Source organism: Polynucleobacter sp. Fuers-14, assembly GCF_018882045.1.
Classification (GTDB): domain Bacteria; phylum Pseudomonadota; class Gammaproteobacteria; order Burkholderiales; family Burkholderiaceae; genus Polynucleobacter.
The window spans coordinates 1-20,674 of record NZ_JACVPG010000006.1; the positions used below are offsets into that span (position 1 = coordinate 1).

The 20,674-nt window shown below is 46.1% G+C and carries 24 protein-coding genes; 19 read left to right on the top strand and 5 right to left on the bottom strand.

The window, feature by feature from the left end:
- The first annotated feature begins 185 nt into the window (after positions 1-185).
- Entirely contained in the window at positions 186-1,178 is a 993-nt protein-coding gene (locus ICN40_RS04710) for a site-specific integrase (RefSeq protein WP_216242497.1), read from the top strand.
- Positions 1,179-1,255: 77 nt separating this feature from the next.
- On the opposite strand, the gene ICN40_RS04715 is transcribed toward ICN40_RS04710, so the two are convergent.
- Together ICN40_RS04715 and ICN40_RS04720 are read right to left on the bottom strand one after the other, a co-directional pair.
- Complete coding sequence (locus ICN40_RS04715; RefSeq protein ID WP_216242498.1) at positions 1,256-1,393, bottom strand: hypothetical protein; 138 nt, start codon at positions 1,391-1,393, stop codon at positions 1,256-1,258.
- A 455-nt stretch (positions 1,394-1,848) separates the two neighbouring features.
- On the bottom strand, positions 1,849-2,250 hold the full coding sequence (locus ICN40_RS04720; protein ID WP_216242499.1) for a hypothetical protein: 402 nt from the start codon (positions 2,248-2,250) through the stop codon (positions 1,849-1,851).
- 87 nt (positions 2,251-2,337) lie between these two features.
- Between ICN40_RS04720 and ICN40_RS04725 the strand changes: the two genes are divergently transcribed.
- The 9 genes from ICN40_RS04725 to ICN40_RS04765 all read left to right on the top strand — a co-directional run bounded on the left by ICN40_RS04725 (position 2,338) and on the right by ICN40_RS04765 (position 7,502).
- Complete coding sequence (locus ICN40_RS04725) at positions 2,338-2,784, top strand: YdaS family helix-turn-helix protein (RefSeq protein ID WP_216242500.1); 447 nt, start codon at positions 2,338-2,340, stop codon at positions 2,782-2,784.
- Positions 2,781-3,275 carry a hypothetical protein gene (locus ICN40_RS04730; RefSeq protein ID WP_216242501.1) on the top strand — a complete coding sequence of 165 codons (495 nt, stop codon included), beginning with the start codon at positions 2,781-2,783 and terminating at the stop codon, positions 3,273-3,275. Before ICN40_RS04725 ends, ICN40_RS04730 begins: the two co-directional genes overlap by 4 nt.
- A 207-nt stretch (positions 3,276-3,482) precedes the next feature.
- The gene (locus ICN40_RS04735; RefSeq protein WP_216242502.1) at positions 3,483-3,719 is read left to right on the top strand and encodes a hypothetical protein; all 237 of its coding nucleotides are present in this window, start codon (positions 3,483-3,485) and stop codon (positions 3,717-3,719) included.
- Complete coding sequence (locus ICN40_RS04740; RefSeq protein ID WP_216242504.1) at positions 3,712-3,930, top strand: sigma factor-like helix-turn-helix DNA-binding protein; 219 nt, start codon at positions 3,712-3,714, stop codon at positions 3,928-3,930. Before ICN40_RS04735 ends, ICN40_RS04740 begins: the two co-directional genes overlap by 8 nt.
- Positions 3,931-3,970: 40 nt before the next feature.
- Positions 3,971-4,645 carry an adenylosuccinate synthase gene (locus ICN40_RS04745; protein ID WP_216242505.1) on the top strand — a complete coding sequence of 225 codons (675 nt, stop codon included), beginning with the start codon at positions 3,971-3,973 and terminating at the stop codon, positions 4,643-4,645.
- Positions 4,646-5,887, top strand: coding sequence for a replication initiation protein (locus tag ICN40_RS04750; protein WP_216242506.1), 1,242 nt, complete (start codon positions 4,646-4,648; stop codon positions 5,885-5,887).
- 402 nt (positions 5,888-6,289) lie between these two features.
- Positions 6,290-6,607, top strand: coding sequence for a hypothetical protein (locus ICN40_RS04755; RefSeq protein WP_216242507.1), 318 nt, complete (start codon positions 6,290-6,292; stop codon positions 6,605-6,607).
- Entirely contained in the window at positions 6,604-7,218 is a 615-nt protein-coding gene (locus ICN40_RS04760) for a DUF6036 family nucleotidyltransferase (protein ID WP_216242508.1), read from the top strand. Before ICN40_RS04755 ends, ICN40_RS04760 begins: the two co-directional genes overlap by 4 nt.
- An 86-nt stretch (positions 7,219-7,304) precedes the next feature.
- Entirely contained in the window at positions 7,305-7,502 is a 198-nt protein-coding gene (locus tag ICN40_RS04765) for a YqaE/Pmp3 family membrane protein (RefSeq protein ID WP_216242509.1), read from the top strand.
- 18 nt (positions 7,503-7,520) lie between these two features.
- Here ICN40_RS04765 and ICN40_RS04770 read toward each other — a convergent pair whose 3' ends face one another.
- From ICN40_RS04770 to ICN40_RS04780, 3 genes are read right to left on the bottom strand one after another with little or no spacing between them, the layout of a single operon-like run.
- Positions 7,521-9,044, bottom strand: coding sequence for a PcfJ domain-containing protein (locus tag ICN40_RS04770; protein ID WP_216242510.1), 1,524 nt, complete (start codon positions 9,042-9,044; stop codon positions 7,521-7,523).
- A 4-nt stretch (positions 9,045-9,048) separates the two neighbouring features.
- On the bottom strand, positions 9,049-9,285 hold the full coding sequence (locus ICN40_RS04775; protein ID WP_216242511.1) for a hypothetical protein: 237 nt from the start codon (positions 9,283-9,285) through the stop codon (positions 9,049-9,051).
- Positions 9,278-9,811, bottom strand: coding sequence for a lytic transglycosylase domain-containing protein (locus ICN40_RS04780; protein WP_216242513.1), 534 nt, complete (start codon positions 9,809-9,811; stop codon positions 9,278-9,280). Before ICN40_RS04780 ends, ICN40_RS04775 begins: the two co-directional genes overlap by 8 nt.
- A gap of 97 nt (positions 9,812-9,908) precedes the next feature.
- Between ICN40_RS04780 and ICN40_RS04785 the strand changes: the two genes are divergently transcribed.
- The 9 genes from ICN40_RS04785 to ICN40_RS04825 all read left to right on the top strand — a co-directional run bounded on the left by ICN40_RS04785 (position 9,909) and on the right by ICN40_RS04825 (position 20,668).
- Positions 9,909-10,190, top strand: coding sequence for a hypothetical protein (locus ICN40_RS04785; protein ID WP_216242515.1), 282 nt, complete (start codon positions 9,909-9,911; stop codon positions 10,188-10,190).
- 2 nt (positions 10,191-10,192) lie between these two features.
- Entirely contained in the window at positions 10,193-13,375 is a 3,183-nt protein-coding gene (locus ICN40_RS04790; protein ID WP_216242517.1) for a zincin-like metallopeptidase domain-containing protein, read from the top strand.
- A gap of 58 nt (positions 13,376-13,433) precedes the next feature.
- Positions 13,434-13,820 (top strand): single-stranded DNA-binding protein, encoded by a 387-nt coding sequence (locus ICN40_RS04795; RefSeq protein ID WP_216242520.1) that lies wholly within the window; start codon positions 13,434-13,436, stop codon positions 13,818-13,820.
- A complete protein-coding gene (locus ICN40_RS04800) occupies positions 13,813-14,382 on the top strand; it encodes a phospholipase D family protein (RefSeq protein ID WP_216242521.1) in 570 nt (189 codons plus the stop codon). The genes ICN40_RS04795 and ICN40_RS04800 overlap by 8 nt, the downstream gene beginning before the upstream one ends.
- Before the next feature lie 149 nt (positions 14,383-14,531).
- Positions 14,532-16,727, top strand: coding sequence for a DNA topoisomerase (locus ICN40_RS04805; RefSeq protein WP_216242523.1), 2,196 nt, complete (start codon positions 14,532-14,534; stop codon positions 16,725-16,727).
- A gap of 5 nt (positions 16,728-16,732) precedes the next feature.
- Positions 16,733-17,491, top strand: coding sequence for a toxin co-regulated pilus biosynthesis Q family protein (locus tag ICN40_RS04810; protein ID WP_216242525.1), 759 nt, complete (start codon positions 16,733-16,735; stop codon positions 17,489-17,491).
- Entirely contained in the window at positions 17,488-19,236 is a 1,749-nt protein-coding gene (locus ICN40_RS04815; protein WP_216242527.1) for a type II secretion system protein GspD, read from the top strand. The genes ICN40_RS04810 and ICN40_RS04815 overlap by 4 nt, the downstream gene beginning before the upstream one ends.
- Positions 19,236-20,063, top strand: a complete 828-nt coding sequence (gene pilP / locus ICN40_RS04820) for a type IV pilus biogenesis protein PilP (RefSeq protein WP_216242529.1) — start codon at positions 19,236-19,238, stop codon at positions 20,061-20,063. Before ICN40_RS04815 ends, pilP begins: the two co-directional genes overlap by 1 nt.
- A 2-nt stretch (positions 20,064-20,065) precedes the next feature.
- Positions 20,066-20,668, top strand: coding sequence for a hypothetical protein (locus ICN40_RS04825; protein ID WP_216242531.1), 603 nt, complete (start codon positions 20,066-20,068; stop codon positions 20,666-20,668).
- Positions 20,669-20,674 lie beyond the last annotated feature (6 nt).

Genomic DNA, 20,674 nt, shown 5'->3' on the forward strand with positions numbered 1-20,674 from the left:
TTCGAGTCCGCCCCGAGGCACCACAAAAACTAAATAGTTGGGAAACAAATTGCCAACTATTCGTGTTTATAAGCCTATCAGGCTAAAATACAAATAAAATACGAAACAGATTAGTAACTTTTCGTAACTTGACTGCTAAAAAATTACTAAATTTTTTACTAAGTCACAAAACACACATCAAGGCAATGGCCACTCCAAAAAAGACTTCTAACGGGAAATGGCATATTCAATTTATGGTCGGCGCGTGTAGAGAATCTGGCACCTTCGACACTAAGTCCGAGGCAGCCATTTGGGCCGCTAGAAGGTCTACCGAGTTAAGACTTTTGGGCCGAGGTAAAGGCGGTGAAATTAAAACTTTAGCCGATGCTTTTGACCGTTATACCAAGGAGGTGTCGGCCAACAAAAAAGGTGAGCGGTGGGAGCGCATTCGGCTGGCCGCATTTCAAACACCACTACATTACCCCTTGAACAGTAATAAAAAGCTTAATTCAATCAATAGCAGCGATATTGCCGCATGGCGTGACGCAAGGCTGCTCAAGGTTAATAAAACGTCTGTAGCGCGTGAAATGACGCTTTTAAGCTCTGTTTTTGAAGTTGCCCGTAAAGAGTGGCTTTGGGTTGATAAAAACCCCTGCATTGACGTACGCAAGCCTCCCAAAGGTCAACACCGTGAGCGAATTATCACGGGGCAGGAGATAAGGGGCATTCTTCGAGCATTGGGGTACCAGCGTCGAGTAACTTCAGTAGGTTGCTCAATAGCGCATTGTTTTTTACTGGCCCTGCAGACGGGAATGCGTGCTGGAGAGTTGTGCGCCTTAAAGTGGCCGGATATTAGTATTGCCGGCGCTAGGCTGCACACAAGTAAAACTGGTGCCGGTCGGACGGTGCCATTAACACCGGCAGCTTTTAAAACGATTGAACGTATGCGCGGATTTGATGGTGATAGCATTTTTAGTGTCAGTCCGCAAACTCTAGACGCACTCTTTAGAAGGGCGAGGACAAGGGCAGGGCTTGAGGGGTTTACTTTTCATGACAGTCGCCACACGGCGGCCACCAGACTTGCACAAAAGCTTCACGTCCTAGATCTTTGCAAGGTTTTTGGGTGGGCTAGCACCACCAGGGCTTTGACCTATTACAACCCAAATTCCGAAGACTTGGCATTAAGAATGTCGCGCTAGTAGACTGCTTTGACTTTGGAGATTCCATCATTCCGTTAGATGTTATTTCCTATGCCTTATTTGCTGGAAAGGGCGGGTTAAAAACCACCCTTAGTCAAGGGTCCGCGACCTAATTGCTGCTGCGCTTGCTTTTGTTTTTCTTCATCTGATTTTCCGCAGGCTGATAAGCCTACAAAAATACTAATCAACAAAAAACAAGATAGTAATTTTTTCACTCAACTTCTCCTCTTTAGTTTTTACCTGCTTCTTTAACGCTTTAACGGATATATCGGTTTACAGAAAGCACTACATAGAGCCATATAACATAAGGCTTAGCGGGACCTTTCCCACTCCAATATATCTGAAATACACCACTTTCCTTTTATCGATTTTGGAAATGCTGGATCTTTTTCAAGTTTAGTTAAGGTTGATCTACTCACTTCAAATCGCTCCATTAGCTGAGTTCTATTTAACCTGGCGCCAGTTAGTTGCGCAAGATAGGTAACGGCACTCGTTAACTGTTCTAGCCTTTGGAGTACTAATTTATCAATCTCTTGATTTTGTGTAACCGCTTGAGTTCTCATTTCTTCATTTCCGTGGGACGATGAAGAAATGTAGCATTTAACTATAGATAAAACAATAGCTATTAACTATACAAATTAAAAATTCACAAAATAAATATTTCCTTTGACTATGCAGCGTTCCTCGACTTTTCTTTTTCCTTACTCGGCGCTCCGATCATAGCCTCTATTAATTGGATCATCGTTGCCTTAATTACCCCCTTTTGCTCTATGGAGAGCATTTCGTATCTCTGCAGGGTCTCTGTAAGCGGTTCTAAGCTTTGTTTTGCAATTTCATGGTCATTGTCCATGTGCCCCCGTTCAAGGCCCAAGGCCTCTTCTATCTCCCTGGCCAACTTATTGCCCATGTGCTTTTGCATTCCTGTCGTACTACTTGGTGACTTATTAAGTAGTTGATTTAGGGTGTTGTCGCGGGTAGATCTTCCAAGGGCCCTGGTTAGGTTGGTTACACCCCCATACTTTTTGACCAATTCAACGAGGTTGGCCAATCGCATTTCATCTGAAGTTTTCATATAAACATTTCACTTTATATAGCCTTTTGCATGGTGTAGCAAAAAACTATTGCATTAACCATAGTCAATGACTACACTATGGAAACTATGAAACTAAATGAATATCTTTCGAGTCAAGGTCATGGGGCTATTTCTGCTTTGGCAAAAGCAATAAATGGCTATCCGTCGGACATTTCTTCCTACATACGCGAAGCAGCCCCTAAACCTATACCAACTAAAACCTGCGTGGCAATTGAAAAAGTAACTCAGCGCGTGGTAACAAGGCAGGAGTTAAGACCCAATGATTACTGGTTACATTGGCCTGATTTGGCTCCTCCCGAGATCAGTATCCCTCCAATTCCAGAGGCCTGCAAAGATTCTCTTCCCGTATTAAGAAGTCTGGGCCGCCTGCAAGACGATCGCGCTATTGCCCACTTTCTAAATCTTCCAAAATCAGTTCGATGCCAACTGTTTAACAAAACCCCTCTTTCTCAGCAGATAACCGAAGAAATGTGCCTAAAAGCAGGGCAGGCATTTGCGGGGGCTGCGAAATGAGCTATGGATACCTAGAGCTTTATCAATCCCTTTCTCAACTCGATTTATCCCGTGTAGCAAGAAAGGCTCGTACTGATATTGATGATGTGCGCCAGGAGGCTAGGCTGTTATGTTGGTCTATAGCTTCAGGCACAAGTAGTTTCTGTCGGGAAAAAGGGTCTCAAAAGCAGTACATCATGGGCTGCTTATGGGGGCTTGCAAAACATGAGCATTTTCAATCACAGCAGGCCGCAAATGAGACAACAGATTTTATTTTGGAGACTCTTGAGGATGTGAGTCCCACGCCTTTGGAAAAGCTTCTAGAGCTTGAAGATATAAAGGCGGGATGTTATTTGCCGGAAACCGCGCAATTAACGGCAAATATGAGTCTTGAGGAATCACTTTGGTTTTCAGGAATGTCTTTTGCAGCCATCAGTAAGTACACAGGTATTGGCAAAACGACTCTTCACAAGCGGATTACTCAGAAATTTCAGCCGAAAGGTTTGAAGTGATTTTTTTCAATCCTGCAAAAGAAGAAAACCCGCCTAAGCGGGTTCTGTTACTGCGAGCAAGTAAAACAAAAACTAATAGCCTGGACAGCTTGGTTCAAATTTTACTGCTCGTAGTTTCTCTTTGCAAATCTTTTTTGCACAAAAGGAAACTATGGCCACTACATCGAGCGTAATAACCCCTAATTTAGCCGCGGAAGGGGGCTTGAAATGAAAGTTCAAGTCACCGTAACCGGCTTAAATCAAAAACAAACCTTCACCGGTGTGTATCCATCGACTTGTGATGCGATTTTGAGCGCAATGGATGCTCACTCCTGGGCGTTATCCGCCAGCGCCAAAACGGTTCAATCGAAAGATGACTTTCCATTAAGCCCTAAAAAGGCATGGCACGTCCTGCCACTAAATTCTCCCGCAATTCATTTTATGGAGGAAAGCAGTAATGACTAAACCTCAAAGCTCCAAACAATTTATTTCCCCGGCTCATGGCATCAATGATGCGGTTTGTTGCCCTGGTGGTGCAACTGTCAGAGAGGTTGCAAAGGCTCTCGGCGTTAGCAGGGGGACTGTACTCAATCTTGAAAAGTCGGGCATCGCCAAGATCAAAAAAGCTATCAAGTCTCATCTGCCAATTGGTGCAGATCTTTCGGATTTTTATTAATGCTACACGCATTCTTTCTAGTTGGAGATAAATAATGGAATTGAATCATGGAGAGCTTTGCGCGGTAGCTGTTGCTTGGCTTCAACGCCCAGCAAGTCGCACCGGTCCCGGCTGCACTGTTGCCATTTCGGAAACAGCGAACTGGATCAACAGTGAAATCCCGGATGCTATTGGCTGGAGACCATATATACATTCGCATGGTGGATCGGTGGTTGTCGAAGTTAAAACTTCCCGTGCCGATTTTCTGGCTGACAGGCGCAAACCGCACCGCATCGACGGTGCAATTGGAATGGGAACTTATCGTTATTTTCTTGCTCCAGAAGGCATCATTCAAACGGGTGAGTTGCCTTTGAAATGGGGGTTGGTGGAGATCAACACGCGTGGCCACCTTAAGGTGCGCGCCGGGCATCTTCTGCGTGACTTACAAAAAGAAGATGTGTGGCGGCACGACCATAACCAATACGCTGAAATTTGTACGTTAGCAATGACCCTGAACCGTATTGGCAATCCCCAAAAGTTCCAAAATCAGATGAGGGAAATGAGTAGTCAGGTAAGTAAGCTAGCTAAGCGAAACGACGACCTAATCAAGCGCAATCGAGATCTTTCGCGTGAGATTAATCTGCTTAGAAGCGAAGGGTGTGAGTGTGGGCCCACGCGAACAGGAAGTACTTATTGTGGTGAAGGCGTTCTGCAAGATATTTTGCGTGGCAACTAATTGACACGCTTCTCAGCCCTCGCTGACGCTTACCAATCTGGTAACGAGCGCTTTCTTGAACAAGGGGGCGCTCTGAATCGTGTATTGGTTGAAGCACCGTTTTATCCACGGGTTTCAGATAATAAAACGGCTACGCTTACGCGTCCCAGACATCTTGCAGTGCGATTTCCGTACATGCAAATTAATCGCCGGGACATGGTTAGTTGGCTGATCTTTGACCTTGATCATGCCAACCCCTCTATCTGGGAAGACTCAGGCCTTCCGGCCCCTAATCTGATTGTCCAGAATCGCAAGTCACGGGGCGCTCATTTGTATTACGCAATCAAACCGGTTTGCACTTCACTAGAAGCTAGAACCAAGCCGATTGATTACATGAAGTCGATTTACTCAGCTATGGCCACAAAGCTAAAGGCTGATATTGATTTTCATAGTGGGCCAGTAGCGAAAACGCCAGGGCATCCTTGGTGGGCTACAACAGAGTTGCATAACCACGAATATGAACTTGGTCAATTGGCTGATTACGTGGATCTTCCGCTACTTTCTCCCTGGGCGAAAAATCCTAACATTGATTTGGTTTCGCATTCACGCCACTGCATCATGTTTGAGTGGCTTCGTCACTATGCCTACAGCATTGTGAAGCACGAGCAAGCGCAAGGAACCTTTGAGGGCTTTACCAGAATGCTGGAAGCCTTTGCCCACAATAAGAATAGTTTTTATGGCCTTGGCTTTTGCCAAAACCTTTCTCAGTCTTCTCTAAAGGCTACTGTTAAGTCAGTAGCTAGGTGGACATGGGAGCGTTATACCGGCTCCGGTCGCTGTCATAGAGGAGTTATGCGCCTAGACCCCGCGCTGCCATTAGAAGAGCGTAAACGTCTCTCAGCACTACGTACGCATGAGCAAAGGCGTAAGGCTACCGAGGCCAAGATCAGAGCAACTGTGCGGCATTTACAGCGTGAAGGGGTAGCAGTTACTCAAGCAGCTATTAGCCGTTTTAGTAAGTTGGCCAGACAGACGATCGCCAACTACGCGGCAGTTATCACAGAGGCACTTAAACCTACTTCAATCTCTTTTTTAAAGCCGCTGAAGGAGATATTGCTCAGACCTAAAACAGTTAAATATGGTGTACATCAGGTAACTGGCTTTTCCCAAAAGCGGCAAACCGCAGAGCATGGGGTGGAGGGGTGCTTTAAACATGTCCCAGATGTTCCGCCAAAGTTCCAAGCGCCACTTCCTGACGATTGATTTCAAACTGAACTTTGGTGTTGTTTGCTGGCATAAATGCGAAAGTTGCAGAATTGGCAAACTGAACGGCTTTGCATTGAAGGCTTTAGGTTAAAGTTTGTAAGGCAAGCAGGGCGGTGGTTAACGGTCTCATCGTTATCCACGGCACGCGCGTCAGGTGTCGATGAGCGGTGGGCATACTTTGGTATCGGCTTGCCGATTGTCCATCACCCTTTATGGGTGTGGGCAACAAAGTTGTCCAGGGCGAACGTGATTTACTAATGTGGTTAGTTGACGAGTTTTTGCGGATTTTTTTATTTTCGTCCATTAAGCTCGTAAGACTTTGATTTACTTAGACTCTTTAATTGCCTAAATCGGACTACTTTTTTGATGATTACCTTTTTATTCATGTAGGATTGCACTATGAATGCGTTAACGAATACCTCCCCAAGAGATCAAGAAGACTTGATCTTAAATAAGTGTGTCGCTGTTTCACTTGGACGGCTGGATAAGGCTGCGGATGCCCAAGAGGCTAATGTATTTCGGGTGGCGAGTTTAGTCTTGCAATCGACCTACCCAAATCACGCGACAAAATTAGCTAAAGTGGCCACGGTTTATTTTGATAGCCATCCAGGCGAGCTGGTTCAGAGCGCTCAAGTAATACGCAATCGCTGGGTAGTGAGCCTTCCCCGTTTACGGGATATGTTGTCTAGCAAATTTAAGTATGGGGTTCATGCGTGAGTAATAAACCTATTATCTTGCATACTGACACCCCGCTTGCAAAAGGTGTAGTGACACTATTGCATGAATTGGAAACCCGTCTAGAGCTCTCTAAACCACTTGGCGTATTTGTTGCTGGTGGGGTTGCAGCACACTTTTATACCGCCGCCCGATCAACCTATGATGTGGATGCTGAATTTAGTTCTCGCGTACTCATCCCGCAGGATTTGGCGGTAGAGGTCGACATGGGTGAGAAGGGTGTGCAAACCCTATTTTTTGACACCAACTACAACTCAACTTTTGCATTGATGCATGAAGATTATTTGAAGGACTCAGTACCACTGGATATGGGCCTTGAATTTATTAAGGTTCATCTGTTATCACCCGTGGATTTGGCCGTGAGTAAGATTTCTCGCTTGTCCGATAATGATAAGCAGGACATTGTTGATTTAGTACGCTCTGGTTGCACGAATGCCTCCGCGATTGAAAAACGCGCCAATGAGGCTGTCGGTGGTTACATCGGCAATATGACGGCCGTGCAACATAATATTAATAGTGCTGTAAGCCTTGCAAAGCAGTCTGAGCCTAAGATTTATAAGGCTCCAAAGAAGGATTTGGATTTCGGTCGGTAGAAGCCCTAGGTACCGAATTGACAAAGCATAATCTTTGGTTGTTGGGCCTTGGCCCTTGTTGTTTTACAACTTAGGAGATTCTTTCTATGCGCTTGATTATTGCCCTTTTTCTTCCTTGGCTCACCTTCTTTACGATAGGTAGACCGATTGCGGGGATTTTTTGTTTGCTACTGCAAATTAGCCTCATCGGCTGGCTCCCAGCAACCATCTGGGCCGTATATGCTTTGAGCCAATTTAAGACTGATCAGAAAATAGAAAAAGCGCTTGGTCAAAGGGCTTCTTAAAGTTGCCGCGCTTAGTGGTCACGCAAAACCCAGAATTTTTTGCTCATATAGACGCATTAGCTTCACGCAGGCTCTTTCGGTATTGGCGTCAACAAGTGCATTGCAGTGGCCACGAATCTGCCTCACGGAAATAGCACCAACTCTTTTATCAAGATGCAACTCTAAGGTTGCCCGTTCTTTACCGTCGATACTAAAGATAAGGCTGCTTCCGCTTTTTGCAGATGGTGCATACGTTGAGACGCAGTGATGCAAGGCCTTTCCTTCATCATAAAGGTCAAGCTCACTTTCTAGCGCAGTAAATTGATAGCCATCAATGGCTACTGACTTAATTAAGGCATTGTCCCATTTGTCGGCAGCCATCTCCTCACGTTTTGCTTGGTTTAATTGTTCATGCCATTGGTCGGTACGAGTTCTCATGGTTTGCAGAGTCATGTCTTTTGATAGCAGCCTGTCTTCCGGTAAATTCAAAACCCAGTCTAAGATGATTTGAAATTCGTTGATTTTTTGCTTCTGTTTTCTTGGATCCTCAATTAAAGCCTTGAGCAGCCTAATCATGTGCTTCTCATGCCTAGGCGCAAGACAGCAATTGATCCCATTGTCATATTCATCTATAAGTGCCTCATTTAGAATTGGAGCGTCATTTAGCATTCGAATGACTGGATGCAGCAACCCAAACGGCAGTCGTATAGTTGCCTTGGCCATTAAATTGATCAAAGGGATTGCTGGGTAAATAGTATGGCCACGAAATGTAAAGCATTCGTTGTACCTTGCCGTTTGATTCACTAAATAACGCCAACCACCAGGGGACAGGCCATGACCAATTAGCTTTTCCTTAAGCATGGCTGAGGCGTTATCGGTGTACTTGCTATCGACAACGTAACGCAAGAGCGGTGCTAGCTGCGGGAGTTCTTTATAGGCCGCCGCTATTGCGCGGTGATGGGAGATGGCGCTTAGGTTTGCCAGCGTGACATTGCTATAGCCAAAAATCCGATTAGCCAACGTCACTTCTTCTATTGGGTATAAAAAGCGATTTAAGGCGTAGTAATGCGAAATATTTGCTTTCTTTGTCCTAAATTTATAACTGGCACACTCAGAAAGCGCATGCGCTGGGCTCCTACGACCATCTTCTTTAAGGCTCTGAATTCTATTCAATGGAAAACCCCCAAACATCCCACTCCTTCCGGGTGCTTCTAACTCCAAAATAACTAAGTCATAAATGAGCGAGTAGTAGTCATAAAAATTGCCGCTACCCCAGCTGTTGAGAGCAAAGTTTCTGCGTTGCCAGCCAACCTTTTCCTTAAATGTGAGTGTGACGACATCAAATTCCAATCCTTTGTACTTACCCGTTCTTTTATTGACGCGGATCTTGCAACCCCCATTTTTATAGTATTTATATTGATCGTCTTCCCAGTAGTCGGTACCAATCAGATTATTCGGAACAAGGATTTCCTCGAATATCTTTCGATACACCAATCCTATTTCCGTATCGTCACCAAACTGAGGGATTGGCTTAAAGAGCAGAGTTGTGGCCGCTTTTGACATGCTGCTATTTTTTCAAGCAGGTGGATGATCGCCATAAGCCTATTACGCTAGTGGCCATAAAGACCACTTGCTGAGTCAGGATCCCATAAAGACCGCTTTCTACCGCAAAGCCAATCATGACCATGTTGGCCATTAAAAAACAGATCCATCCATAACTGGCGTACCTACCATTGATGGCGACTAAAAATGCCCCACCAATTCCAAGGATGGAGCCTATCCATTCAAAACTAATATCACTCATCTTTTGCCCTTGTAAATAAGCTAAATCCTTTTGGAGTCAAGCTGCTCACCATAGGTGTTTGCGCTGCGTAGGCTATGCCTGGGCGAGCCACGAAATTTAGGTTGCCAGCCTGGGCAAAGACCTCCCTGGCGTATTTAAGACCTTTGATGCTATTGACCTGACCAGTGTTATAGGCAGAAAGAGTGCCCATCAGGCTACCCCCTGAACTCTTCCATCCGCTCAATAAGATGTCCTGAGCAATTTTGAGGTTCGTGCACGGGTCAAGGACTTGCTCAACCGTGAGCTGGTATTTGGCCAAGTGCTGGCTATTGACTTGACCTAGCCCCATATCGACTGATTGCCCAGCCTTGATCATTTGGGTGGCTAGCACGACCGCCTCTTCTTTGGAGGCTGGTTGGATGGATTTGCCCAAGGTGTTGTTATGAAGGGCATGCGGGTTCCCGCCGGACTCGTGTTTGATGATCGCCGCCATGGTCGAGGTAGCCACATAGGGGGCGCAGGTCTGCATTAGGTCGATTAAAGCCATGCCTGTAATGCGCGTCTCGTTCAGGGGGTGAACGCCCCGCGCATTACTTATAAGCCCGCTAAGCGGCTCAAAACCCTCAATCTTTAAAGGAGCCTTTATGGCCAATGATTTAGAGAATCAGTCCGCAGATACCCCGGAGGACGTATTGCCGTATGCATTTATCGAAGACGCCATTAGTGAAGGAGATGCTTTGGAGTCTGTTGGGCAGGAGGATCCTGATGCTGACGGCGGTGCGGGGATGTCCGCTCTTGTAGTTTCCCCCGCTTCGATGGAAAGCTTTAAAGCCCTCACCGATGAAATGTCAAAGGCAATAATGGCTAATGCCAATGTAAAAATGATATTGGCAAATCCACTTGTTAACGCACGAGTTGGGGGTTAGTCATGGCTACAGATAATCAGATCGAAGTCCGGCCAGAAATTACAGGCGGAGACCTTTTGGAGTTTGGCACGCAACTTCTGGCCATTCACAATCTAGAGAATGAGTTAAACACCAGCGTTCGTGTATTTTCGGTAGCTGGAATTAGTGAAAATGGTGAAAAGCCATTTGAGATAACAAGCATTGAAGTTTTGAGGAATTACACGGCAGACCAATTAATCACGATTCCAATTGATCTGGATCCAGTCAAAGAAAGGGTGACTGGCTTGAGTGCTGACAATGCCGCTCCAGCACTCCAGCAGCCTTTAAAGGAAGATTTCCGCACCAGACTAACCAATAAACTCATTGATCAACTTGAAGCGGGCATTGCCCCATGGCAAAAACCATGGGATGCAAGAGTGGATTTAATGCCTCAAAACCCAATTACGGGCAACCCATATAGAGGAATCAATAATCTAGCCCTTACGCTAGAAGGGCGCACCGATCCAAGATGGATGACCTATAAACAGGCTTTAGCAGCGGGCTACCAAGTCAATAAGGGCGAAAAAGGCTCTCAAATTGAATATTGGAAGCATTCAGAGCAGCGGCCAAAGCTTGATGCTTCCGGAGCGCCTGTCATTGGTTCTGACGGAAAACCTGAGACTATTAATGTCACCTTGCCTCGGCCTAAGGTATTTTCCGCAGTGGTTTTTAATGCGGAGCAAATGAGTGGTGTGCCTGAGTTGGTTCGAACGGAGCGCACTTATCAATGGGTCCCGGAAGAGCGTGCGGAGCAAATTCTTAAAGCCTCTGGCGCAACAATCACCCATGAACAAGCTGATAGGGCTTTTTATCGTCCTAGCAATGATTCAATACATATGCCAGGGCGGGATCAGTTTCCAACTGGCGAGGCTTATTACGGTACCGCCTTGCATGAGCTTGGGCATTGGACTGGGCACAGCAGTCGGCTAGATCGTGATTTAACTGGCGCTTACGGTAGCGTAAGCTACGCTAAAGAAGAACTGCGAGCAGAGATTGCAAGCTACTTCTTAGCCGATCGTCTAGGTATTCCTCATGACCCCGGGCACCATGCTTCGTATGTTGCTTCTTGGGTTGAGGTTCTTAAGCAAGACAAGAATGAAATTTTTAAGGCTGCAGCTGCAGCGGAGAAGATCACGGAGTATGTGATTGGACTTGAGCAAGAGCGTGAAGTCACCCAGGAGCAGGGTATTGCTAATGAGGTGGCAAAACAGCCCCATGAGTTAACGCTTGAGGAATTTTCAGAAATTGCTCAAGTCACTGCATTAGAAAATCATGGCAGAAAATTTGAAGTCACTGCTTTAGGTGGCCATGCCCTCTCTGATGCCTCTGATGCTTTAGGGGCGGTTTTCGATGTGCATGCAATGCACGTTAACAACGCCCTATATCAAAATGACTTAGAGCGTGGCCAAGGCATTACAGATGCCTCACAACGTACTATTAGCATGCCTCCAGAAACTGTTTTATCTCAATATCCAAATCTCCAAGAAAAGTTCCCCGCGCTGTTTGCTGGCGATAAAAATGCCTTACCGATCGCTCCAAAAGCATTCTTTAAGGAAGGTGGTAAGGCCGCTGCACAAGGGTTAAGGTATTCTGAAAATCCTTACGAGAAAGGCTCTGAGGAGCATTTGAGTTGGTCCCAGGGCCACAATGATATGCGGGCAAAAAATGCCTCTATTAGGGAAAAAACCTCTGGCTTGGTGTCGCCTAACAATGAATTGCCTAGCAATCCTCAATCAAACAATATCGCCTCAGAAAACACCGTTTTAGCCGTTAGCTTTAAAGACAAAGAAGCGGCAAAGGAAGCGGGTGCTCGTTGGGATAAAGAGCATAAATTTTGGTACGCCCCTAAAGGAGTTGATTTAAGTAAGCTAGAAAAGTGGCTGCCAAAACAAGATGCGGTACCTCCTGTTGGAGCGTCAAACCCGGAAGTTGAGTTTGGTGACGCATTACGGGCTAATGGTTTGGTTCTCGATGGTCTGCCAATCATGGATGGCAAGATGCATCGTGTGCCAGTTGAGGGCAAGGGACCCCAATCAAAAGATGGCGCTTACGTTGGTTACTTGGATGGCAAGCCCAGCGGTTTTATCCAAAATCATTCGACAGGGGTAACGCAAAAGTGGACCCAGAAAGGAGTTGCTATGACTCCTGAGCAACGTGCACACTTACAAGCGCAAACCCAAATCAACAAAGAGCTACGCGCTCAAGAATTGATTGCTGAGCACGCTAAGGCTGCTGATTACTCTAAATATAAGTGGAATAAGCTAAGTCCTCCCTCTCCTTCGGAAGAGTTAACCCCTTATCTTGTACGTAAGGCTGTCCCAGCCTTCGGCATAAAGTTTGACGGCGACAAGGCAATTGTTCCAGTACGTGATTTTTCAGGAAACCTGAGGTCCTTGCAAACGCTTCCAGCGGTAGAGGGTGAGCATAAATTATTCGTTAAAGGGGGTGAAAAGAAGGGTAATTTCCATGCAATTATTCCTACTCTTACACCAGAAATCAAAGACTTTTCAGCCAACTATGATGCATTAAAAGAAATCCCTAAGGGCGAAACGATTTTCGTGGCCGAAGGCTATGCCACTGGAGCTAGTGTTGCCTTGGCGACAAACAAGCCGGTTGTTATTGCTTTTGATTGCGGAAACCTTGATCCAGTCGTAGCGGGTCTAAAGGGGAGGTTCCCAACTAATCCCATTTTTATTGCTGCAGATAACGATAGAGGTAAAGAGCACAACGTAGGCTTAGAGCATGCCGCTATTGCTGCGGAAAAGCATCAGGTCGGAGTGATCTACCCGGACATGTTGGGCGCAAAGGGATCTGACTTTAATGATCTTGCCGCCGTCCATGGGTTGTCCGAAGTTAAAAACCAAGTCGAAGCAGGCATTGCTAAAACTATGGGTGTGAGCCGACATGATGTGGAAGGTCTTGTTAAGGCGCACATGGGCGATAAGGCACAAGCCGTTGAGCCAAAAGAGAACGGTAAATATAGTGGGACCTCCCTTGGCAACATCGGATACCACTCTGCTCAACAAACGGGAAAGTCGCAAGCGGTAATTCATAAGGTAGCGGATCTCAATCAAGTTCCTAAATCAAATAAAGATATTTCCGTGAATTACCACCAGGGCAAAGGGGTAGTCAGACCTGCAGCCAAGGATTTAGATTTGGGTCGATAGCTATACGCCAGCCCATAAAGGCTGGTTTTTTTGTTTAATTTATTAAAAGGAGTTTTTCATGGCAATTTCCGCAGAAATTAAAGGCAATTTATTGCAAGATCCAGAGCAGCGTCTAGTTCAGGTTAAAGGGGAGGGTAGAAAAATTACCGAATTACGTGTCTGGGCTGATGTTTATAAAAAAGAGGGCGATTCTCTTATTCAGGATGAAGATAAATCTGAGCCAGTAAACGTCACGATTTGGCAAGAGCATTTGGGAGAAGATGCAATGCGACTACTCTCAAAGGGTATGCGAGTTGTTGTCAAGGGTGCGCTCCACATTCAAACTTGGCAGGATAAGGAGAATCAATCCAATAAGTATCAGGTTCATGTTGAGGCTGAATCCGTGTCATTGGCGCTTAATCGCGTTGAAGAAATCAAGATGCGCCAAAAGGAAGTTAATGCTTAAGTTTCGGCAGCTTTTTTTAATTTCCGCGCTAGCAGCTTGCAGCTTTTCGCAAGCTGCCTTTAGCCAGGCTTTCAATGTCCCTGCCCAGGGCCAGCTAGAGGTTGCCTTTAGTCCTAACGAGGGAAGTGAAGCCTTAGTAATCAAGGCGATTAATTCTGCTCAGAAAGAGGTCTTGGTGATGGCGTATTCTTTTACGTCAGCGCCAATTACCCATGCTCTTTTGAGTGCACAAAAAAGGGGTGCGCAAGTTCGCATGGTCGTCGATTACAGGGACAACGTAACTGAGGACCGTTCCGGTAAATCTAGGGCTGCACTGTCTGCTTTGGCAACCGCTGGCGCGGATGTGCGCACTATTTCAATCTATCCAATTGCGCACGACAAGGTTTTAATCGTGGATCGCAATACGGTAGAGCTCGGTTCTTTTAACTACAGTGCTGCAGCAGCTTCTAGGAACTCTGAAAACGTATTGGTGAACTGGAACAACCCTCAGTTAGCAACAGTGTTTTTAAAGCACTTTGAACGCAATTATGGCCAGTCTCAGGTTTTCAAGGTTGGGTATTAGTACTTAATGAAATTTTCACAGTACTAAGTAATTTAAAAAGAAGGATGGGAAAGGGGGTTCACCCCCTTCCTTTTGGTCGTAATTAAGTTTAAAAAGTGGGGTGAACGCCCTGCGCATTATAGGTATAGCCACTTTTGGAATATACCTATATGCGTCTCATCATTGCCGAAAAACCTTCTGTAGCCGCTGCCATTGCCGATGCTTTGGGTGGCGGCAAAAAAGGCCCGGGTTTCTACGATCTACCATCAGTTAATACCAAGGTTACTTGGTGTTATGGCCACTTGCTTGAGCAAGAGTTGCCAGAATATTACGTAGAAGGTGGAAAAGTATTGTCAAGCCACCTTCCGGTAATTCCTGACACTTTTAAGCTTTCACCTAGACCTAAGGCATCCGACCAAGTGAAGGTCATAAAAGGTCTTCTCAAAGAGGCTGACGAAGTTGTTAATGCGGGTGATGCAGACCGAGAGGGGCAGCTTCTGGTTGATGAGCTTTTCCCTTTCTTGGGCTGGAATGGCAAAACAACGCGACTTTGGCTTTCTAGTCTTGATGCTGAGAGCGTTAAGTTGGCTTTAGCCAAAATCAAGCCCAATAGCGATTACAGCCGACTATATGATTCTGCACTTGCTCGGCAGCGTGCTGACTGGCTTATTTCACTCAATGCTTCCATAGCCCTTTCCCGTAATTTGCAGGCCATGGGTGAACAAAGTGCTTGGAGCGTTGGAAGAGTGCAAACGCCAACTTTAGCCCTGATTGTTGATCGAGACATAGCTATTCGGAACTTCACAAAGCAAGATCATTACTTATTGGATGTGTCTTTAAGTGGCGATGTTGGCAATGTCACTGCAGGGTGGCAAATTCCAGAGGATTTGCTTAATGAAAATGGTTTGCTATTGGATCGCACTATTGCCCAATCTGTTGGCCTGCAAGCTACTGGTGCCAATTTAGAGCTTACTGAATTTACAGCTAAATCTGGGACGCGTAGCGCTCCATTGCCTTATAGCCTGGGGACATTGCAAACTGCTGCCAGTAATGTTTATGGCTTATCTGCATCCCAAACACTGGCTGCTGCCCAAGCCCTTTACGAGGCCAAGCTAACAACTTATCCAAGAACAGACTGCTCTTATTTGCCGGGTGAGATGTTCTCCAAAGCCGCTGAAATCCTAGGCTCTTTAGGCCTTATTAATGCTGGCGTAGATCCCAAAAGAAAGCATGCGGCATGGAATACCGAAAAGGTTGAAGCGCACCATGGAATTGTTCCAACAGGCCTCTCGCCAGAAGATGTTGCGCTAGATCCTGCTGCCTTAAAAGTATTTGAACTTATTAAGAAGTCCTTTACACGTCTTTTTATGGCTCCAGAAGCCTTTGAGACCAGACAAGCAGTTTTTGCACTAGTCTCCGACTCTTCAAAAGTCTTTGCTGCGAACTCCCGTCATGTTATTGAGGCTGGTTGGACTAAGTTAGAGCAAGAAAATAGTGACGAAGGCGAAGATCCACTCGCTTCTAAGGGTGGCGCTCTGCCGTTAATGACAAAAGGTCAAATATTTACTTGCACCAAAGCTGAAGTTCTCAGTAAAGAGACTGCACCGCTTAAGCATTACACCGATGGCACGTTAATTGCTGCCATGAAGTCAGTCCATAAGTTGATTTCTGATGCCAAGCTCAAGGCTCGGCTAAAAGAAACCTCTGGGCTCGGAACAGAGGCGACACGGGCATCCATGTTAGAGACTCTAATTCTAAAAGAGTATGTTGATCGTAGAGGCAAGAATCTCATTGCCAGCCCTAAAGGCTTGCAGTTAATCGAATGGTTGCGAAAAAGTAGTGAGACAGCCATTTTTGCTCAGGCAGCTACTACTGCCTTGCAAGAAGATGCATTGGCCGACATCGCCGTGGGCCGCCTTACTTTAGATTCATTCATGGAAGGTGTAAAGCAAACTGCAACAACTTTATGCGGTGCGCTACTAAACTCATCGTTTATAGATCCTTCAACTGTTAGCTTTAGCGCATGCCCGGCTTGCGGCGGCAGTAAGTGCGTAAAACGCACAAGCAAGGCCGGGAATGCTTATCACGCGTGCATAGAGTGTCAAGCACGATTTGCTAATGACACCGGTAAGCCTGGCCAGCGATTCGAAGATAAACCTCAGGGCGCAACCTCCCAGCCATCTAAAGCTACCAAGCCAGCCCCTAAGGGCCCAAGCTGTGATTCTTGCAAGACGCCTACGGCCACCTTAAAGACTAAGGCCGATAAGCCGTATTTCCGCTGTGCGACCTGCAAAAGTGCTTGGTGGCCCAATTCTAAGAATCAAAAATCCCTGGGCACTAAATGGCCTCAACGCGAAGGAGTCTGAAGGTAATGAGTTCACCAATCAAATCACGCCGTAAAAACGGATTTGGTATTTCTATGGTCCTGTTGGCAGCATTGAGTGCGCTCGGCAGCTCTAATGTTGTTTTTGCTGGATCCAATAGCAAGCCTGCGGCAATATCGAAAGCGCCAGAGCCAACGCTTGATATGGCTCCCTATACTGGTTCTGGCAAGTTGCCGGTCGGCATGGCCCTTGAAAAATTATTGCCTACGGTTAGCGCAATTTATCTAAACAACAACTTAAGCATGACTAAGGTTGTTAACTGGAAAGTGGTCAATGGAACCGTCGGGCAGGCTCTCGATGAGATTTTCCACCCATTACAGCTCGAATGGTATTTATCGGCTGATAACTCCCTAACAATCACCAAAGCAGCCATTGGTTCGGAGCAAATAATTACCACGATTCGTACTGATGGCAGTTCTACGTTGGTTAGCGAGAAGGTAAAGGCATTTATTGATGGCGCGCCTGCTCCATCAGTTGAGGCCCCGACACCTATCTGGTATCTAAAAGAAGGAGAGACCATTCGCGCTGAACTGGTTCGATGGGCTAAAGAATCGGGTTGGTCGCTAGTGTGGCATCTCGATAAGGATTGGATGGTTCCAGCTAATTCAGAGTTCGTTGGTAATTTTGACATTGCTGCTGCCAAGGTCATTGAAACACTTTCTTCTAATGGCGTTCTGATACATGCCAGCTTCTACACCGCTAACAAAACGCTAGTCATTACTGGCCCAGGAGTAACCCCTCAATGAACAATCCAATGAAAAATATCCTTTTATCTGTTAAAAAAGCGAGGCTTTGGCTTAGCCTGCTTTCGTTATGTGTTTTGGTATCCGCTTGCTCTGGCTTTGTTGGGGCAAAAAATAATCAAAACCAAGCGCAGTACGAAGCAGAGATTGCAAAGCAATCAGCGGTTGACCCAGCAAGACCAGTTATTAGCAAATCTAATAACGCTTACCTTGCCGGCGAGAAGATTACAGTTGCTGAACAGCTCTCCCCAATTCTTAAAAAGAAGGTGGTTTATAAGCCTAGTCGCGCTGTATTGCTGCCTGATGTTGCCCATTGGGTTAGTGAAGAATTTGGACTGGCCGTAGATTTAACGGGCCTGCAAATTAATACCACAAGTACGGCTGGCCAAGGCATGACAATGCCAAGTGCTATTCCCAGCACAATTGGATTGGCTGGCTCTGGAGCAGGCAGTGCAAGCGCAATGGGTTTGCCTGCGCCTTTGGGGGCTCCTAGTGCTGGCGCACCTGTGGCTCTAGCTAATCAAAACTTTGGCGCAGGCAATGCCATGCAATCGGCAGTGCGATTGCCGCTTCAGATTCCTATGAATTTGACATACGAGGGAACATTAAATGGTCTTTTGGATCAGATGGCTCAAAAGACTGGAGTTTGGTGGAAATTCTCTGATGGCAAGGCTGTCTTTTTCCGTAGCGAGTCTAAAACCTTTTATTTGCCAACGATTGCCAGCACCTTTGGCGGTAAATCAACTATTACCACCAACTCTACAAGTGCTAGCGGCTCTGGCTCGGGCAGCGCATCTAGCGCCTCCGCCTCTGCAACAAGCTCATCAGGCGCTGATAGCGTAACGCACTACGACGTTAATCTTTGGAAGGATATAGAGACCACAGCTAAAACCGTTGGCAAAGGAGCGGACGTGGCCGTTAATGCGGCAGCAAGCTCTATTACGGTTACCGGATCGCCAGCTGAAGTGCGTCATATGGAGCAGTGGGTTAAGACGCTTTCCGATCAGCTGTCACAACAAATTCAAATTGACATCGATATTTATACGGTTGCAGTCGATAGTGAAGAAAACTATAGCTGGAACCCGAACGTCATTTTTAAATCAGCTGGTAATTTAGGGTTTAACGTCGCAGGCATTTCAGCCCCAACTGTCCTTGGTGCCGCTACCGCGATGAACATCGGGGCTAGCGTGATTAACTCTTCTAATTATGCTGGCTCGACTGCCGCAGTAAAGGCTTTGTCAACTATTGGTAAGGTCACTCAAAAATTGCATCAGCAAGCGATTGCCATGAATGGTCAACCAACCCCCATTCAAGATGCGAAGCAGCAAAGCTATTTGGCGCAGAGCGGCACCACCAACACAGCAAATGTGGGCTCAACTACAACACTGACTCCAGGAAGTTTTACGGTCGGATTTACCGCGATGTTTGTTCCTAGAATCATTAACGGTAAGGTGGTCTTGGGTATGTCGATGACCAACAGCGTGCTTAACAGCCTTAAAACCATCACCAGCGGTTCTGGATCAAATCAATCCTCTATCCAAACCCCGGACATTGGCACAACGACGATTCAAAACACAGTGACATTAACCCCTGGTGATGCATTGCTGTTGACAAGTCTTGCTAATGACACTGGTTCTAATCAAAACAACGGTGTTTTGTCCCCATTCTTTTATTTGCTAGGCGGTGGTTTTGATAGCGCCTCAGGCAAAAAGATTGTGGCCATTGTTGTTACTGCGAAGGTACTGTAATGAAATTAACTTCTATTTCCAAAAATAAAATCATTGGGTTTACGCTTGTTATGGTGGTGGCTACCAGTCTTGGTGCCGTCATGTATTTTTTTAGTAGCGCTGATAAGCCTGCTCAAAAGATGCCTCAGAGCGTTATTCAGTCGGGTGGACTTACCCCCACTGAAGCGCAAACTGATGCTAAGGCGGTCATGGATTTAGCCCCTGGTACTTCAGCTAGCCCGCCGGCTACAGCCAAACCTGAAGTTTCAGGGTTGGCTAAGAATGAAGAGGTTGTAAAGCCCGTAGCACAGCCTGGTCGCGATGGCACAGCAACGGTAGCGAATAAAAAACCCTCTGCATCTACAGATACTCCAGACGTTAAACCATCCGTACCGGTGGCTAGCAATACGCCCGAAGTTACTAGTCCTCAAAAGCCTGTCGATTGGGCCGCCCCAACATTGGGGGATCTGGAAAAAATGCGTTCTGAAAATGCCATGCTTGCTGAGCAGTTAAAGAATGCAGAACTGAAAGAAAAAATTACTAAAGTGGGTGGCGTTCCAGGCATTCCTGGAACAACAAATCCGAATGCGGCGCAAACCACAGGCGCAACTCACGCGGCGGGAGGTCCTCGCGTACTAATGATTGCCGGTGGTGAGAATAACTACCGCGCCAATGTCTTAATGCCAAATGGTCAGACTATTACAGCATCAGTAGGAACTGTTATTGATGGCTATGGCGTAGTTAGCGCCATCACACCAAATGAAGTGCTGTTTGGCTCGGGTAAGGCTAAACGATCTATACCCTTGGTTGGTAATAGCGCCAACTCTGATTTTGTCATGGGGCAATAAGAATGATTAAAAAATTACGCTTGGAACATTTTTGTATCGGCATTATTTTTAGCGCTTTGTTTGCTGGACATTCCTATGCCAATTCTTCATCAGAGGAAAGCATTGATATTTATACCGTTGGCATTTCCATCCATCAGGATGGAAAAGAGCGAATAGCTTATTCAGAGACAAGGCTTGCAGATGGACGTGCCAGCCTCGTTGAAAATAGCACCACCCCGCATTACCTTACGGGCTTTACCACAACCATTAGGCCTGACGGTAGCATCCAAAATGATGCTATTGCCCAAAAAGTTTTTCTTGGGGATCGGGTTTTGCTTAGCCTTGGACCCGCTAGCACTTCTCCATCTCAATTCATGGTTCTGGATGTTGACTACACGCTTTCAGAATTAAAAAGCTTGGGCGAATTTCATGGGGGCGATGGGGTAATTCAATTGCCAGATGTTGAAACATTTCATCATATTTCAAACACGGTTGTTGCTCTAGATAGCACCTATAAATTGGGGTCTATAAAAAAAGCGAATGGTTCTTTAGTCGAAATATCGGCAAAAGTGCATCAGGAAGCTAACCCTAAAGCACCTCTTGAGCAACCCTCAATCTTTCACTAACTTTGA